Here is a 13,691-nt window from a genome sequence, read left to right on the forward strand (position 1 = left end):
GAGAACCTAAAAGAAAAGCGGCCCAAGTGGCCGCTTTTTGTTTTAGACCCCGCCGGTGAAGGGCGACATTGTCAAACACATGGTTGCGTTCATCAAGGTCCATAGAACACCGACGATTTTCAGCCCCAAACCGGAATTGCCCTTCGGTTTGGCCTTTGCGACCGCACGCGCAACGAAGAGCAGGTAAATCCCGAACGCGCCAAAAACATAGGGGAAAAGCCCATAGAGCGGCGGGATCGCCAGTAGGATGACGTAAACCGGAATAAAGAAAAGTGCTGCGAGATAGTTGCCTGCCCAGAACGTGTCTCCCAAGCCCTCTTTTCCGGCCAGAAGGCTTTTCCAGAAGCCCAACGTGAACATACGCGCGCGTTCTTCGCGGATGCTGGCCTCATTGACCGGCGTCATGTCCTTCGGCAGGTGCTCGTCGTGCTGCTCTGTCATATTTGTGGCTCCTTTGCGTTGGCAGTTAGCGCGATCCTGCAAAGCTGCGCAAGTTCTCAAGGGCGGACAAAGAGTCGCTTCACCGCAGGCCATTGCGAAATCGCGACACCTGACAAAATCATGAGCAAAGCGATGAGGAGCGTGGGCGGAAGTTGCTCTCTTAAAATCAACGCGCCGAGCGTCACCGACCAGACCGGGACCTGATAGTTCACGAGGGTCATAAAGGTCGGCCCCGCCGAGCGGATCACGAGCACGCGCAATTGGTTCATCGCAGCGGTCGAGACGACACCGAGGAAGATCAGCGCGAAGAAGGCTTTTGTCGGTGGAACATCGGGGATGCCCTCGCGGATCAGCGAGAAGGGCAGGGTGATGACCGTCGCTGTAATCATCATGATCGTCGTTAGGGCCGTCGGATGAATGCGGGGCAGGCGGCGGATCGTGATGGAGTTGAAGGCGTAGCAAAACGCAACGGTCAGACAGGCGAGACGCCCCCACAGCTCCAGATCGGCGCCGGAGCTGTCAAACGCGCCATCCCCCACGAGGAGGAAGACCCCGCCGAACCCCACCGTGACTCCGATGATAGAGCGGATCGTCAGCCGTTCACCGGCCACCATGAAATGCGCCATTGGAAGAACGACAAGCGGAACGGCGGCCATCGCCGTGCCTGCGAAGCCGGACGTCACATACTGTTGCCCCCAATTGAGCAGGAGAAAGGGAATGGCCGAAGACACCGCGCCGGTCCAGATCAGGGCGAGGGCTGTTGGCGGATTGTCGGGGTCGGTTCCCATGCGAAACCCTTCGCGTGCCCAAAGCGCCGTCATGACCATCGCGGCAATCGCCAATCGGAAAGTGGCGAGCCAGAAGGGCGTGATGCCTTCGAGGGCAATTTCGATGACCATAAAGGTCGATCCCCAGACAAAACCGAGGATGCCAACCATGATCCAACTCGCGGGCGTAATGTCAGGCAGGGCGTCGCGCATCAAAGGCCTCAAAAGAAAACAGGGCCGACTGTGCCGACCCTGCTTTGATTTTACAACATGTGGCGCAAATTAGTTGCGCTCTTTGTCCACCATTTTGCCGGCGGTGATCCACGGCATCATGCCGCGCAGCTTGTTGCCGGTTTCTTCGATGAGGTGCTCGTCGTTTGCACGGCGGGACGCTTTGAGCGTCGGCTGGCCAACGGAGTTCTCGAGCATGAAGTCGCGCACGAATTTGCCCTGCTGGATGTCGGTGAGGACTTCTTTCATGGCTTTCTTGGTCTGCTCGTACGGCAGGATGCGCGGGCCGGTGACGTACTGGCCGTACTCAGCGGTGTTGGAGATGGAGTAGTCCATGTTCGCGATGCCGCCTTCGTAGATCAGGTCCACGATGAGCTTCACTTCGTGCAGACACTCGAAATAGGCCATTTCCGGAGCGTAGCCAGCTTCGACGAGGGTTTCGAAACCGCAACGGATCAGTTCGACGAGACCGCCGCAGAGAACAGCCTGTTCGCCGAAGAGGTCGGTTTCACACTCTTCACGGAAGTTGGTTTCGATGATGCCGGAGCGGCCGCCGCCGATGGCGGAGCAGTAGGACAGGCCGATTTCGAGGGCTTTGCCGGTTGCGTCGGTGTCAACAGCCACGAGGCACGGCACGCCGCCGCCTTTGGTGTACTCGCCACGCACGGTGTGACCCGGGCCTTTCGGAGCCATCATGATCACGTCAACGCCTTCTTTCGGCTCGATGAGGCCGAAGTGCACGTTCAGGCCGTGGGCGAACGCGATTGCGGAGCCCGGCTTGAGGTTGTCGTGAACGTATTTTTTGTAGGTTTCTGCCTGAAGTTCGTCGGGCATGGTGAACATGATTACGTCACACCAAGCAGCGGCTTCGGCGATACCCATGACTTGCAGGCCTTCAGCTTCAGCTTTTTTCGCGGACGGGGAACCTTCGCGCAGAGCAACGACGAGGTTTTTCGCACCGGAGTCGCGCAGGTTGAGCGCGTGGGCGTGACCCTGGGAGCCGTAGCCGAGGATGGCGACTTTTTTGTCTTTGATGATGTTCACATCGCAATCGCGATCGTAATAAACGCGCATTTCGCATTCCTTCTCGTTTGTGTTGAGGGGAAAATACGCGTTAGCGCCTGAATTGGAACGCAAAAGGAATACAAATTTCAAATTTTTCGAATAATTTATAATTCAATTCGAACTAATGTGAAAAAATCATTCCGGCGAGGTTCGCCCCGGCGCCGTTACGCAAGGCAGGTGAATCGCGCTGGCTGATGCCCGGGAGCGTAATTGAAGTTGTGCTGGAGCGCGGCGGCCTCTGTCATCGTGATTTCGGGGCGGCTCAAGATGTGTTTGCTCGCGTGGTTGCCCTCGAAAATCTTGTGAATCTCGGTGCGCGCATCATCGTCCAGCGCTTCCATCGCCATCGGCCCGGTGAATAGGCTCTCCGTGGCGATCCCCTCGGCAAAGATCACCTCATGGCCGCTCAGCAAGATGTGGAAGTATGTCACTCGTGGGCAGGGGGCGGGGCGAATGGAATGATCGTTCACGAGGGCCTTCGCGGGTGCGAAGACGCTATCCTCTGCAAACAGGATTTCGATCTCTGCGCCTTGGAGGAGGAAGCGGTGGTTCGGAGAGACCTTCAGGCTGTTCCGGTTTCCGAGTGCGCCTTTCGCGATCTCGATCGGGGCGAGGTTTGCGCGACCGTCGACGGTGCTGCGGCCGATCCACAGGATCGGGCGAGGGCCGTGGTCGAGCGTCGAGACAAGATCGCCGGCTTTCAGGTGTTGAATAGGTACCTCGCCGCTGGGCGTCTGGATTTTGGTCCCTGCGGCAAAGCAGGGAACGGTCGGCGCCGGATCAAGAGACGGACCCGAGGAATTATAGGTCGTATTGCCTTGAAAGTAGGTGAGCGTGACCCCCAGAGGCGGTTGCGCGCCGTCAAAGGCAACGCCGACAATCTCTGTGTCGTAGCCTTCGGTGATCGAAATGCCGACAAGTGTGTAGGTAATGCCGTCCGACCCGATGAGGTCGACGCTATATTCACTCTCGACGGTCACCGGTGTCGGCTTGTCCCATCTCACAGTTCCGGTGCTCGGCCTGTATTTCGTGTTGTTGAGCCGGACTTCGCTGGTCAGCATCTGATCTGTGACGTTGCTGCCCGAATACGGGTCGTCTTGCAAAAAGCCGTCGGAGTCCTCGTAGGTCACAGCGGTTGGCGTGTCGGGCAGTGTCAGCACGAGATCGTCCGGATTTTCCCAGCTGAAAGCGTCCCCCCACAGAGAGTCTTCGAGAACATCCTTCACGGCTTTGCCGTCTGTGGTTTCCACAGTGATGTCATCGACCTCATATACGTAGATCGTGGTTTCGCTCATCGGACCGCTCTCAGTGGGTTGCCTGTTTTCCTGTCGCGTGCGTTCTTGTTTTGCGGGACTTTTGGGTGTGAAATTCGACCATTTAATGGCGCCCGACTGGTTTAGTTGCGTCGTTCTCGCTCGTTTACGCGACGTCGTCTTTTGCGGTTTCATCCGTGCAGGCTGGTGAATGATTTTCTTTGAATTGGATCAATCAATTTATTAATTATGCAGAGAGGGCAAAATAACTGGAAATTTTATGGTAGACGATGCGGATAGGCGCCTGCTGCGCCAACTTCAGGCGGCGCCAGAGGACTCTGTCGCAGATCTGGCGGAACGTGCGGGGATGACGCATTCGACGTTCATTCGTCGGCTGGAACGCCTGCGAAAGGCGGGTGTCGTCAAAGCCATTCGCGAAGAGGTCGACTGGCAAGCGCTCGGGTATAGTGTCGAGGTGTCCCTGCGTGTGACCCTCGACAAGACCGAGCCGCGCGCCTTTGACGAATTCATCGCAGCGGCGCGTGAGGTGCCGGAGGTGATCTCGATCGGGACGTTCCTCGGGCGTGTAGATGCCCGTTTGCTCGTCATCGCGCGGGACTTGCCGGATTACCAACGGATCTACCGCGAACATATCCTGACTCTGCCACACATGACAGATATTGAGGCCCTGATGCAGGTCGCGACCATCAAAGATGCACAATCGGTGCCGCTATGATCGAACTTGATGATATCGACCGCCAACTTGTGCTCGCGCTGTGCAAGGATGCGACGCAATCCGCAGGTGCGCTTGGTCGTGAATTGGGGCTCAGCCAGCCCGCGACGTGGCGACGGATCAAGCGCCTGAAGGACGCGGGCGTGTTCGGGCCGCGTCGTGTTGATCTGAACCTTGAGGCCCTCGGGTTTGGCGTCACGGTATTTCTCGGTGTGAAGCTTGCCACAAAAGGCCGTGTGTCGCTTGAAGACTTTGAGCGCGCTGTGCGCGCGATCCCCGAAGTGCAGACAGTGCAGCACGTTCTTGGGCTTTTTGACTATCGGCTTCGCGTGGTGGCGCAGGACTTGCCCGATTTCGAGCGCGTGTTGCGTCGGCGGATTATGACACTCCCCGGGGTGGGCAACGTCGAGGCTAACGTGGTTTTGTCTGAAGAACTCTTGCCGGGGCCTCTCTAAACGGCCTCACGCAGAGTTTATGCGGTATGACGACGGCTTTTCATCTCCATGCGTTACATGAGTAACGACATTCAATGGAGAATTGCAGATGCCACATTCCGACGATCACGGGTTTCAACATGACCTTCCGAACCTGCTCGGCCGCCGCCGTTTTATGGGGCTGTTTGGCGGCTTGGGGGTAGCCGTCGGATCGGGTCTTCCTGCGGCTGCGCTCGACTGTGTTGCCGTGCCGCGTGAGACTGCGGGGCCATTTCCGGCCGATGGAACCAACCGCAAGGATGGTCAAATCGTCGATATCTTGCGCCAAGAGGGGGTGATCCGTCGCGATATCACCACGTCTTTCGGCCCCTACAGTGGCACCGCTGGCGGGAGCAAGGTGACGCTGGACATAGAGTTGCAAGATTATCCGGGGTGCATGCCGCTCGCGGGGGCTGCGATTTACATCTGGCACTGTGACGCGGATGGGGCCTATTCGATGTATAACGTCGCTGGGGCAAACTGGCTTCGCGGATTGGGTGTTGCGGATGAGAACGGGGTCGTGACCTTCGAGACGACTGTCCCCGGGTGCTACCGAGGGCGTTGGCCGCATATCCATTTCGAAGTGTTCGAGAATGTCGAAGCGGCGATCTCCGGTGCGCGTCCGATGCTCACGTCGCAGATCGCTCTTCCAGAAGCTGAGATCGGGGACATCTACGAGGCCTACGGGACGGTCTACGCGCGTTCGATCCAGAACTTGGCGAATATCCCGCTCGAACGTGACGGCATTTTCCGGAACAACAGTGCCGAAGAACTGAAACAGCAGACCATGACTTTGACTGAGGGTGCGGTCGGCGAAATTAGCGGTCGCGTGACAATCCCCGTAGCGTAAGTCCATGAAAGAAAAGGGCGCCGTTGGTTGGCGCCCTTCTATTCATTCTCCCGCAGTCTTGCTCTGAGGGAGATCCGCATATCCCGTGACCATCGGTTTCACGAGATTTTCGCCTTTTCGTTTCTTATACCAGAAGATCGCGCCAATGTGCGCGACGACCATCAGGAGCAAGAGGGTCGAAAGCGGTTCGTGTAGCGAGAGGGCCTTACGTGCGGTGCTCGCCGACACATACTGAGCGAGCGGTCCGACGTTGATGTAGTCTTCCGGATCGGCGAGCAGGCCACTTGCAATTTGCATCGCGAGGACGACCAGAACGCCAACAACAAAGAGCGCACCGACAGGATTGTGGCCGAAGCTGCGCGAGGGCTCTTTCAGCGGGAGCGTTTTTGCGTAGGAGATGACCTGTTTTGGCCCCCGGACGAAATTCACAAACTTCGCAGTGTGAAATCCGAAGAGTCCCCATAGGACACGGAGCACCACAATCCCCGCCACCGTATAGCCTGCGTAAAAGTGCAGGGTCATCTGGTTCGGGCCGAATTTCCCGAGACCCCACGCGGTGGCGAAAGAGATCACAAGCGCCCAGTGAAGGACCCGTACAACCGGGTCCCACACGTAGGTATTTTCGAGATGGTCAGACATGAATTACGTGCTCGTGCCCAGTTCAGAAATCGGAGGCACGGTAATCGTCGTGGCACGCTTTGCAAGTCCCGCCGAGTTGGCCAACGGCAGGGCGAAGGGCGTCGAGGCCGTCTCCGGCGACCTCATTGAGGGCCACGACAGCCTCATAGAATGCCATCCCTTTCTCCTGAAAGCCGTCCATGTCTTCCCAGATGGCCGCTTCTGCACGCGTTTCACCCATCAGGTCGTCGTTGGACGTGCCCGGTGCGAAGAGATCAGTGATGGTGTATCCGCCCAGCGTCATCAGGTCTTGCGCGGTTTGTGAGGCGAGTTCCGCGTCATAGTCGATTTTCCCCTGCGCCATGCCGCCGAGGGTGCTCATCTCGAAACCGACGAGGGTGAAGAAGGCGCGGCGGGCTTTGGCGGTGTCGGAGGGCGATTGGGCAAAAGCGCCGGTGGCGGCGGTTGCCGCAATTACGGTGGAAATAAGAAGTTTACGCATTTGAGAGGTTTCCCTGTCTGGTCACACAAAAAGAAATGGCTTGTCGCTCACGCGGTTCCTTGAGTGTGCCATAGGATATGGAAAATTGAATGTGACAATCTGGCGATGACACGCATTTGACCGCCCGAAGGCGGTCAAATCTTTGTTATGGTTGCGCAAACCTGCTCAGGCGGGCCTGTGCGGCGCTCTCTTTTCTATCAGGCCGACAGGATGCGTGTGACCATCTCTGTGGTATCTCGAGAGAGCTTCGGCGTGGCGAGGATGCGCTCCAGTTCCGCCTTGATCATGGCCTGACGATCGGCGTCGTAGCGCTTCCACGTCTCGAACGCGCCGGACATGCGGGCGGTCGTTTGCGGGTTCAGTGCGTCGAGGCTAATCAATTGATCTGCAAGCAATTTATAGGCCGCGCCGCTCGCGTGGTGGAAGCCCGCATGGTTCGCCGTCAGCGCGCCGAAGACTGCGCGGAAGCGGTTCGGGTTCTTGTTTGTAAACGCTGGATGCTGCGTCAGATCATTTGCAACCTGCACCGCCTTCTCAGGGGCGGCGGAGGCGACCTGCATCATGAACCATTTGTCCATGACGAGACGGTCCTCTTTCCATTGCGTTTCAAAAGCTTGGAGCTCCTCTGTGCCCAGATCAGCGGACAAAAGCGCCTGCAAGGCACCCGCCTGTTCGGTCATATTGTCGGCCTGCGCGAAGAGTTGTTTCGCGGCCTCTCCACCGTCATTGAGCGTCAAAAGAGACAGCGCGGCGAGGCTCAAAGAGCGACGACCGGAGCCCTCTGCGTCGGGCTTATAAGTGCCCGGTTCGGTGGGTCGGAACACTGTCGGCAAAACGTGGGACAAGTGTCGGGCAAGGTGTCGGCGCAGGCTCTCGCGGGCCTCGTAAATTTTCATCGGATCAGGCGTCACGCCCGCGTCGAACAGCGTCTGCGCCAGATCGTCCTGCGATGGCAGCCCGAGGACCAGAGCGCGGAAGGCAGGGTCTTGGGTGTCGTCTGCGACAACCGACTTGATTGCGTCGAGATAGGCAGCGGCGGGCTCCGTGCCCTCGGTGATCAGCGCGATGAGTGTGTCCTTCGCGAGCATCCGACCCATCTCCCATGTCTGGAACGGATCGGTGTCGTGGGCCAGAAGGAAGGCCCGAGTCTCCGCGTCCATCTCGCGCTCCAAAATCACAGGCGCGGAGAAGTCGCGCAGCACAGAGGCCACCGGACGCGCGCCGAGACCGTCGAAGGTAAAGCTCTGCTCCGCTTCGGTCATTTCGAGCACGGTGGTCGGCACCACTTCGTCGCCATTCGGACCGATCAGGCCGACGGCAATCGGGATCACCTGCGGGTTCTTCTCTGTCTGGCCGGGGGTTGCGGGCGTCGTCTGCGTAAAGGTGAGCGTGAGGGTGCCATCTTCCCATGTCTCGGTCATCTTGAGGCGCGGGGTGCCGGCCTGACTATACCATTGCTTGAACTGGGACAGGTCGCGGCCAGTCACGTCCTCGAACACGGTCAGCCAGTCCTCAATCGTGACGGCCTGACCGTCGTGGCGGTCAAAGTAGAGATCGCAGCCTTTCGAATAGGCCTCATCCCCGATCAGGCGGCGGAGCATGCCGATGATCTCTGCGCCTTTCTCATAGACGGTCGCGGTGTAGAAGTTGTTGATCTCCACAAAGCTCTCGGGGCGCACAGGGTGGGCGAGGGGGCCGTTGTCCTCACGGAACTGGCGGGCGCGGAGGATCATCACCTCTTCGATGCGTTTGACCGCATGGCTGCGCATGTCGCCGGAGAACATCTGGTCGCGGTAGACGGTCAGGCCCTCTTTGAGGCAGAGTTGGAACCAGTCGCGGCAGGTGATGCGGTTGCCGGTCCAGTTGTGGAAATACTCGTGGGCGATGATGCCCTCGACCCGTTCGAAGTTCGCGTCGGTGGAAGTTTCCTGAGAGGCGAGAACACAGGACGAGTTGAAGACGTTCAAACCCTTGTTCTCCATTGCGCCCATGTTGAAGTCATCGACGGCGACGATGTTGAAAATGTCCAAATCGTACTCGCGTCCGTAGGTGTCCTCGTCCCACTTCATCGAGTCCTTGAGCGCCTGCATCCCGAAGGCGCATTTGCCTTCATCTCCGGGACGGACCCAGATGTTCAGTTCGACGTCCTTGCCGGATTTGGTGGTGAAGGTGCCGGGGTGGTTGATCAGATCGCCCGCGACGAGGGCGAAGAGATAGGCGGGCTTTGGCCACGGGTCTTGCCATTCGACAAAACCCTCCCCTTTGGTGAGCGGGTTGCCGTTCGACATCATGACGGGCAGGTCGCCCTCGATGCGGACGGTGAAGGTTGCCATGACGTCGGGGCGGTCGGGGTAGAAAGTGATCTTGCGGAAGCCTTCGGCCTCACACTGGGTGCAATACATGCCGTTGGACATATAGAGCCCTTCGAGCGCGGTGTTGGTTTCGGGCGAGATTTCGACCTCGGCCTCCCACACGAACGGCGCGTCGGGCACATCGGCCTCAAGCCCGCCTTCGACCATGCGTGGCGTGATCTCTGCGCCGTCGATTTTGGCCGAGATCAGTTTGAGTTCTTCGCCGTGCAGGAAGAACCGTTTGTCGGTGGCGGCAGGGTTTGGTGTGAAGGCAATTTTCGACAGGACGCGCGTCGCGGTCGGGGCAAGTTGAAATGTGAGGTGGACGCTTTCGATCTCATACCCGAACGGGGTGTAATCCGCGAGGTAGATGGTTTGCGGTGCGCTGTCTTTCATTGGTGACCCTTTGGAATTGGAACCTGTATTCGTCTCGGACGTTAGTCCTCTGAGCAGGGGGCTGCAACTCATGCCCCCGTGATGAGAAATAGAGATGAAAGGAAGAGACCATGTCCGCTCCTGACACAAATCTTGAAACGCAAGAAAAGCAGCACAAAGTTCCCCTGATCGGGATTATTTCCGCGGTGCTCGTCGGTCTGTTGATGCTCTTTGGTGTTATGAACCTCGCATTTGACGACGAGTCCACGGAGCCGTCGCCCGTCGTAACCGAAGGTGACGCGAGCCCGATCGCGGAATAATCGGGACCCGCGCAGATGTGCGGCAGGCCTTTGCAGGGGGCATCAGGACGGGGCGTTTGGTTTCCGATAGGAAACTGATTAAAGTCCTTCTGAAATACAGCCCTTAGAAGGTGATTCCCATATGACGCGTATCGACAAATTCGGCCTCCAGGTCGCCCCCGAGATTGCCCAATTCATCGAGACCGAGGCCCTTCCGGGCACGGGTGTGGATGTCGGGGCGTTTTGGGAGGGTTTGTCGGCGCTCGTGCATGAGCTTGGCCCGAAGAACCGCGCGCTCCTCGCTAAACGCGACGCGATCCAGAGCCAGATCGACGAATGGCACCTCGCCCGCAAGGGGCAGGATCATGATCCCGAGGCCTACGCCGCGTTCCTGCGTGAGATTGGCTACCTCGTTGAAGAGGGCCCCGACTTCACTGTCGAGACCTCGAACATCGATCCGGAATTCGCCACCAAACCGGGCCCGCAGCTCGTGGTGCCGATTACGAATGCACGCTACGCCCTCAACGCCGCCAATGCGCGGTGGGGGTCTCTTTACGATGCGCTCTACGGCACGGATGCGCTGGGCGATCTGCCGACGGGCAAAGGGTATGATGCGGACCGTGGCGCACGGGTTATCGCATGGGCAAAAGCGCATCTCGACGCAGCTGCTCCGCTCGCGGGTGGAAGCTGGGCCGATGTGACCGCGCTCACCGTGAAAAACGGGATGCTCCTCGTAGATGGCGCGATGGGGGAGACGGGTCTGGCCGATCCCGCACAGTTCGCGGGTTCCTCCGAGGGTCACGTCCTCCTGCAAAAGAACGGTCTTTACATCGACATCGTGATTGATCCGTCCACGCCGGTTGGCGCGCAGGATAAGGCGGGGATTTCCGACATTCTGGTCGAGGCCGCCGTCTCCGCCATCATGGATTGCGAAGATTCTGTGGCCGCTGTGGACGCCGAAGAGAAAGTCGGCGCGTACCGCAACTGGCTCGGCCTGATGAAGGGCGATCTGACAGAAGAAGTTGCGAAGGGCGGCAAGATCTTTACCCGCGCGCTCAATCCGGACCGCGTATTCACGTCGCCTGAAGGCGCCGAGATCACGCTACAAGGTCGCGCTATGATGCTTGTCCGCAACGTCGGACACTTGATGACGAACCCTGCGATCCTCGACAAAGACGGGATCGAGATCGGTGAAGGCATCATGGATTCGCTTGTGACCGTGATGATTGCGATGCACGACCTGCAAAAGACCGAAGGCCCGCGCAACTCCGTCGAAGGCTCTGTCTATGTTGTGAAGCCGAAAATGCATGGCCCCGAAGAGGTCGCCTTTGCGGATGAGATTTTCACCCGCGTCGAAGCAATTCTCGGCCTGCCGCAATACACCGTCAAACTCGGTATCATGGACGAAGAGCGCCGCACCTCGGTGAACCTCAAGGAATGTATCCGCGCGGCAAAGCATCGTGTGGCATTTATCAACACAGGCTTCCTCGATCGCACCGGCGACGAAATCCACACCTCGATGGAAGCGGGTCCGATGATCCGCAAAGGCGAGATGAAGGATCAGCCGTGGATCAAATCCTATGAGGAGCGCAACGTGGACATCGGCCTTGCCTGCGGTCTCAAAGGCAAAGCCCAGATCGGCAAAGGCATGTGGGCCATGCCGGACCTGATGCACGCCATGCTGGAAACCAAGATCGGCCACCCGAAAGCGGGCGCGACCTGTGCATGGGTACCGTCGCCGACAGCCGCGACGCTGCATGCAACGCATTATCATAAGGTCGACGTTTTCGCCGTTCAGGACGAAATCGCCGCTGGCGGTGCGCGTGGAACGCTCGAAGATCTGATCACCATTCCGGTCGCAAAAGGCGTGAACTGGTCGGATGAAGAAATCACCGCCGAAGTCGAGAACAATGCGCAGGGGATCCTTGGCTACGTTGTCCGTTGGATTGATCAGGGCGTGGGCTGTTCCAAAGTGCCGGACATTCATGACGTTGGTCTGATGGAAGACCGCGCCACCTGCCGGATTTCGTCTCAGGGTCTCGCCAACTGGCTGCACCACGGCGTTGTCTCCGAGGAGCAGGTCATGGCGGCCATGAAGAAGATGGCAGCTGTCGTGGACCGTCAAAACGCCGACGATCCGCTCTATCGCCCGATGGCGCCAGCGTTTGACGGGTTCGCGTTCAAGGCGGCCTGTGATCTCGTGTTCGAGGGTCGTGTCCAGCCGTCCGGCTACACGGAGCCGGTTCTGCACGCCCGTCGTCTGGAGATGAAGGCGGAGGCCTGAGCGATGACGGAGATCACGCTGTCTCAGGCGCAGACGATTATCGCTACGGCCATGGCGCATGGCGAAAGTCTCGGGTGGAACCCGCTTAGTGTTGTGGTGCTCGACGCAGGCGGCCACGTGCAGGCGTTTGCCCGCGCAGACGCCGCTCCGCCGGGCCGGTTTGATCTCGCGCATGCCAAGGCGAAGGGCGCGGTTCTGATGGGGCTCAACGGTTCAGAGTTGGCGGATCGCGCGGAGCGGATGCCGGAACTCATCTCGGGCGCAAGAGCGGCTTTCGGGCAACTCGTGGCGCTCCCGGGGAGTGTTTTGGTGCTCTCCACAGAGGGTGCCGTGATCGGGGCCGTCGGGGTCGCAGGCGATACGCCGGAGCATGACGCCGAGGCCGCCCGCGCCGGCATCACAGCAGCGGGCCTGAACGCGCGTCCATGAGGCGTTTAAGCGCGAAAATGCGCGTGACCAAAAAACGGGCGGCGCAATCGTGCGCACAACGGTTGTGCTCAGGCCAACGAAGCTCCGACGCTCTCTCCCCCTTTTCTCTCGGACCAAAGCCATTATGGTAAGGCCAAAAGGGGACTAAGACATGTCGCGGCCCGTCGTTGGTATCATTGGTAACTCGGACCTATTGAACGGTCAGTATCCCGCCTACACGGGCGGACGTATGAATGCGGAGGCCGTGTCGGAGGTGTCCGGCTGTCTCCCTCTGCTCATTCCTGCTGATCCCAATTTTGTGTCCGTTGCAGAGCTGATGGAGGCCTGCGACGGCTTTCTCTTCACTGGCGGTCGGCCAAATGTGCACCCCGAAGAGTATGGTGAACCTGAAACCGAAGCACACGGGGCCTTTGATCGGTGTCGCGATGCGGTGGCTCTGCCGCTGATCCGCGCCTGCGTCGAAAAGGGGCAACCGTTTCTCGGGATTTGCCGCGGGTTTCAGGAGGTCAACGTCGCGATGGGCGGGACGCTCTATCCGGAAATCCGGGACCTGCCGGGGCGCATGAACCACCGGATGCCGCCGGATGGGACGATTGAAGAGAAATTCGCGCTTCGCCATCCTGTGAAATTCGCCAAAGGCGGCGTGTTCGAGGCGCTTCTGGGGTCTGAAGAGGTGATGACCAACACGCTCCACGGTCAGGGGATCAAGAAACCTGGCGCGCGGATCGTGGTTGAGGGCTATGCCCCCGACGGAACGCCCGAGGCAATCTACGTGAAAGATGCGCCGGGCTTCACGCTCGCGGTGCAATGGCACCCTGAATACCGCGCAGGCGAGGATCCTGTTTCGAAGCCCCTGTTCGAAGCATTTGGCAAGGCCGTTTATGCCTTCTCGAATGCGCGCAAAGGTGAGTTGCAAGAGACCGCTTAATACGCGGCTTTGAAGGTCACTCTGCGTGATTCAATTGTGAATGTTTCGTGGAAAGTCTTTCCTGAATGCTGCCCTTTTCACGCGGCGCGCTG

The 13,691-nt window shown here is 58.9% G+C and carries 14 protein-coding genes; 7 read left to right on the forward strand and 7 right to left on the reverse strand.

The window, feature by feature from the left end:
- Positions 1-42 precede the first annotated feature (42 nt).
- From LA304_RS17120 to LA304_RS17135, 4 genes are all read right to left on the reverse strand, one after another.
- The gene (locus tag LA304_RS17120; protein WP_224504399.1) at positions 43-441 is read right to left on the reverse strand and encodes a hypothetical protein; all 399 of its coding nucleotides are present in this window, start codon (positions 439-441) and stop codon (positions 43-45) included.
- Between the two features lie 56 nt (positions 442-497).
- Positions 498-1,421 carry a DMT family transporter gene (locus LA304_RS17125; RefSeq protein WP_224504400.1) on the reverse strand — a complete coding sequence of 308 codons (924 nt, stop codon included), beginning with the start codon at positions 1,419-1,421 and terminating at the stop codon, positions 498-500.
- 69 nt (positions 1,422-1,490) lie between these two features.
- Entirely contained in the window at positions 1,491-2,513 is a 1,023-nt protein-coding gene (ilvC, locus tag LA304_RS17130) for a ketol-acid reductoisomerase (protein ID WP_224504401.1), read from the reverse strand.
- A 155-nt stretch (positions 2,514-2,668) separates the two neighbouring features.
- Positions 2,669-3,799, reverse strand: coding sequence for a Hint domain-containing protein (locus LA304_RS17135; protein ID WP_224504402.1), 1,131 nt, complete (start codon positions 3,797-3,799; stop codon positions 2,669-2,671).
- 238 nt (positions 3,800-4,037) lie between these two features.
- On the opposite strand from LA304_RS17135, the gene LA304_RS17140 reads away from it, so the two are divergent.
- From LA304_RS17140 to LA304_RS17150, 3 genes are all read left to right on the forward strand, one after another.
- Positions 4,038-4,493, forward strand: a complete 456-nt coding sequence (locus LA304_RS17140) for an Lrp/AsnC family transcriptional regulator (protein ID WP_224504403.1) — start codon at positions 4,038-4,040, stop codon at positions 4,491-4,493.
- Entirely contained in the window at positions 4,490-4,945 is a 456-nt protein-coding gene (locus LA304_RS17145) for an Lrp/AsnC family transcriptional regulator (RefSeq protein WP_224504404.1), read from the forward strand. Before LA304_RS17140 ends, LA304_RS17145 begins: the two co-directional genes overlap by 4 nt.
- 88 nt (positions 4,946-5,033) lie before the next feature.
- Positions 5,034-5,813: a dioxygenase family protein gene (locus tag LA304_RS17150; RefSeq protein ID WP_224504405.1), complete on the forward strand. Its 780-nt coding sequence runs from the start codon at positions 5,034-5,036 to the stop codon at positions 5,811-5,813.
- Positions 5,814-5,855: 42 nt separating this feature from the next.
- On the opposite strand, the gene LA304_RS17155 is transcribed toward LA304_RS17150, so the two are convergent.
- The 3 genes from LA304_RS17155 to pepN form a co-directional block, all read right to left on the reverse strand.
- The gene (locus tag LA304_RS17155) at positions 5,856-6,452 is read right to left on the reverse strand and encodes a cytochrome b/b6 domain-containing protein (protein ID WP_224504406.1); all 597 of its coding nucleotides are present in this window, start codon (positions 6,450-6,452) and stop codon (positions 5,856-5,858) included.
- A 22-nt stretch (positions 6,453-6,474) separates the two neighbouring features.
- Positions 6,475-6,933 carry a c-type cytochrome gene (locus tag LA304_RS17160; RefSeq protein ID WP_224504407.1) on the reverse strand — a complete coding sequence of 153 codons (459 nt, stop codon included), beginning with the start codon at positions 6,931-6,933 and terminating at the stop codon, positions 6,475-6,477.
- 197 nt (positions 6,934-7,130) lie between these two features.
- Entirely contained in the window at positions 7,131-9,680 is a 2,550-nt protein-coding gene (gene pepN / locus LA304_RS17165; RefSeq protein ID WP_224504408.1) for an aminopeptidase N, read from the reverse strand.
- Between the two features lie 110 nt (positions 9,681-9,790).
- On the opposite strand from pepN, the gene LA304_RS17170 reads away from it, so the two are divergent.
- From LA304_RS17170 to LA304_RS17185, 4 genes are all read left to right on the forward strand, one after another.
- The gene (locus LA304_RS17170) at positions 9,791-9,979 is read left to right on the forward strand and encodes a hypothetical protein (RefSeq protein ID WP_224504409.1); all 189 of its coding nucleotides are present in this window, start codon (positions 9,791-9,793) and stop codon (positions 9,977-9,979) included.
- A 121-nt stretch (positions 9,980-10,100) separates the two neighbouring features.
- Positions 10,101-12,242: a malate synthase G gene (locus LA304_RS17175; protein WP_224504410.1), complete on the forward strand. Its 2,142-nt coding sequence runs from the start codon at positions 10,101-10,103 to the stop codon at positions 12,240-12,242.
- 3 nt (positions 12,243-12,245) lie between these two features.
- Positions 12,246-12,671: a GlcG/HbpS family heme-binding protein gene (locus tag LA304_RS17180; RefSeq protein ID WP_224504411.1), complete on the forward strand. Its 426-nt coding sequence runs from the start codon at positions 12,246-12,248 to the stop codon at positions 12,669-12,671.
- Positions 12,672-12,822: 151 nt separating this feature from the next.
- On the forward strand, positions 12,823-13,599 hold the full coding sequence (locus LA304_RS17185) for a gamma-glutamyl-gamma-aminobutyrate hydrolase family protein (protein WP_224504412.1): 777 nt from the start codon (positions 12,823-12,825) through the stop codon (positions 13,597-13,599).
- Positions 13,600-13,691: the final 92 nt, after the last annotated feature.

It is taken from the genome of Celeribacter litoreus (assembly GCF_020165855.1).
Lineage (GTDB): Bacteria > Pseudomonadota > Alphaproteobacteria > Rhodobacterales > Rhodobacteraceae > Celeribacter > Celeribacter litoreus.